This window comes from Desulfoluna sp. (assembly GCF_030145185.1).
GTDB lineage: Bacteria > Desulfobacterota > Desulfobacteria > Desulfobacterales > Desulfolunaceae > Desulfoluna.
In genome coordinates this window covers 1-2,679 of sequence record NZ_JAQYWB010000152.1, presented here as the reverse complement: position 1 = coordinate 2,679, position 2,679 = coordinate 1, and the positions used below count along the sequence as shown (strand labels likewise).

The following is a 2,679-nucleotide window of genomic DNA, read 5'->3' as shown; positions in this document are numbered from 1 at the left end:
GCGGATCTCCTGATCTTCTTGATACCCCGCCGCCTGCACCTGCAGATGCCCCGTCCGAAGCGACACCGAGGCGTTGATCATCGTCTCGTACGTCCCGAACTGAAACGATAACATAAAGACCAGCAGCAACGCCGCAAAGGCGATGGCCAAGACCGTGAGCACCGTTCGTCTCGGGTTTCGCCAGATGTTCCGCCAGGCCAGTGGGATGTCGTGGGGCATGGGTTGCCTCGAATCCTGAAAAACGGGAAAAATAAGCCTCCGGCGGCAAGGTGGAGCCACCTTGAAAGCGGGTTTGCGAATGCTCTAAGGCTGTTGGTACTCTCAACACCTCGCGTCCGCATTCGCGTGAAGGGTAAGGGGGTGCCTTGTACGTCGCAAGCGCATGAGCTTTGGGGGCCTTGGTCCACCATCAAGATTGCCGTACATCGGTTTTACTCTCATGTGACGTCATGGTTGTGAAACAACTCGAAAGCCGTTGTCTGAGCGAGGCGAGTGATACCCTCCATCGCCTGAACGGATCTTTATCCCAAGGCTTTATAGATCCGCTTTGGAAATACTCCGCAAGCGCCGGATTATTATGCCATCGATCCATTGCGGTCCCTGTTTTTTACCCAGCCTTCCGGTGTTGTTTGGAGATGTGGCAAACCTCGAATTGATTCTGTGGTGCCGGTAACAAATGCACTTGCAATGCATCGTGCATCCCCTCGCACAACACGCGAATGCGAACGCGAATCACTTGGAGTGATGACACCCGCATCGCATTCGCTCACCTGCTTTCGAGGTGGCACACCTCGCCGCCGGAGGCCTTTTTGTTTTTTTTACCTCCCCACCTTGACCAGGTTGGCGCGGGTGAAGGTGTTGGGGGGCAGCTCCTTTATGAATTTCAGGTGTTTATAGGCCATGAGGGTGTAGCTTTCCGGGGTCTCGGTTTTGGCCATTTTCCAGGTCAGGGGAAAGAGTTTTCCGTCCACGGGTTGGATATTCGAGGCCGTCATCTCTTTGACCGGTTCCAGGTCTTCATCGAAGAAGGTCTCTTTCAGAAGGAGGTGGTCCTCCCGGATCTCCAGGGTGATCATGCCCCAGATAACGGGGGCGTCGGGCCGGGGAACGGATTGTATGGTGTAGACGATGTGCCCGTCTTGCGCCGTCTGGCCCATCAGGGTGTGGGTGTAGTCGTGGATGAGGCTGTCGGTCTTGGCCAGGTCGTTATTGGAGAAGTCTGAACCCTGCCAGCTCTGGCTCATCATAGAAGGGGGGAGTTTAATTATTTTATTGACCTTCGGGTTATAGATCCACATGGTGGGCCCCCTTTTAAGGGTGCCGTTTCCCCTGTCTTTGGCCGGGGCTCGGGTGACAAAGAGGCTGTCGGATTCCCCCTGGGTCCAGGCGTCGATGGTGACGGTGCGTTCCCAGGTGGGGCGGTGGATGGTCATGGTGAGTTGGGCGATGGAGGCTTCCCCTCGCCAGTAATCAAAGGCGGCGTAGACGATGGACCCGGCGGACTCTGCCGCACAGAGGACGGGTATGAGAAGCAAGGTAAGGGAGACAAGGACAGCAAGGCCCTTTCGTGGGGAAGGCTCCAGAGGAGGGCCTGCGGAGGGGAGAGCGTGTGGGGGCAATGGCTTCATCACGGGGCTCCTGAATGGCTGGGGTTGCCGCAGCTGCTCTTGGGGGGAGACGTTGGCGACCATGTCGTTATGATCTGGAATTGAGAGAGAGGGGAGGCCTCTCACATAACCCCTATAACCTCCCATGCATTATAACCTCGTCGAATTCGCATAACAAACTCTATTTTAAAGGCATTTATCAACCTTGTTTTGTGAGGGGCTCTGTAGGTTATAGCCCTTGCTCAGGGGGCAAGGGCGTTTCTGTGACTCTAAATAGACATCGTATCAGTGGGTTATGAAATTTTCGATTGAGTTGGCATTCTCTGTGCTCTTACTCTCTACATTCAATTAAATTTACAGACCCGTTAAATAAAATTTATTAAATAAAGAGGGGAGAATCAATGAATCAAAATGATGCAGGGAAAAAATCGGGGTTGTTCGGTTGGTATTTTAATTCCAACCTGCTGGTTCGTATTCTGATTGGCCTGATCCTCGGTGCCGTGGCGGGTATCGCCTTTGGCCCCAAGATTGCCTGTGTGGCACCGCTTGGCACCGCCTTTGTTCGACTTTTGAAGATGATCGTCATGCCGGTGGTTGTGTTTACCCTCGTGGTGGGGGCCGCCAGTGTCAACCCTAAACGCCTGGGACGTATCGGGGTGAAGGGCATGGTTCTTTATCTTTTGACCTCAGGCTTTGCCGTGGCCCTCGGGCTTATTTTTGCCAACCTGTTTACTCCCGGCGATGGCATGGCGCTGGTGGGTGTGGCCGGATCCGCCGGAAAGATGGCGACGCCGCCCTCTGTGGTGGATACCCTGCTCAACATCATTCCCACCAACCCCTTTGGAGCCATTACCAGCGGAAAGATGCTCCCGACCATCTTTTTTGCCATTTTTTTCGGCATTGGTCTGTCTCATCTGCGTGAAAGTGACGACGAACGGATTCAGGCAGCGGCCCAGACCGTGTACTCCTTTTTTGAAGGCGGCGCCGAGGTGATGTACAAGGTCGTGAACTGGATCCTTGAGTTTGCCCCCTTTGGTGTGTTTGCGCTTATCGCTGTGGTCTTCGGCAAGCA

At 54.4% G+C, this 2,679-nt stretch carries 2 protein-coding genes and 1 pseudogene; 1 reads left to right on the top strand and 2 read right to left on the bottom strand.

What is annotated here, in order from left to right; translation table 11 throughout:
- A pseudogene (locus Q1Q75_RS22535) lies at positions 1–219 on the bottom strand (ABC transporter permease); the annotation flags it as partial.
- A gap of 599 nt (positions 220–818) precedes the next feature.
- Positions 819–1,628, bottom strand: coding sequence for an outer membrane lipoprotein-sorting protein (locus Q1Q75_RS22530; protein WP_300675462.1), 810 nt, complete (start codon positions 1,626–1,628; stop codon positions 819–821).
- A 380-nt stretch (positions 1,629–2,008) separates the two neighbouring features.
- Between Q1Q75_RS22530 and Q1Q75_RS22525 the strand changes: the two genes are divergently transcribed.
- A partial coding sequence (locus Q1Q75_RS22525; protein ID WP_300675460.1) for a cation:dicarboxylase symporter family transporter occupies positions 2,009–2,679 on the top strand: 671 nt, incomplete at its 3' end.

Coding starts and splice junctions, on each gene's coding strand:
- Q1Q75_RS22530 (WP_300675462.1), bottom strand. CDS start 1,628: ATGAAGCCATTGCCCCCACACGCTCTCCCCTCCGCAGGCCCTCCTCTG.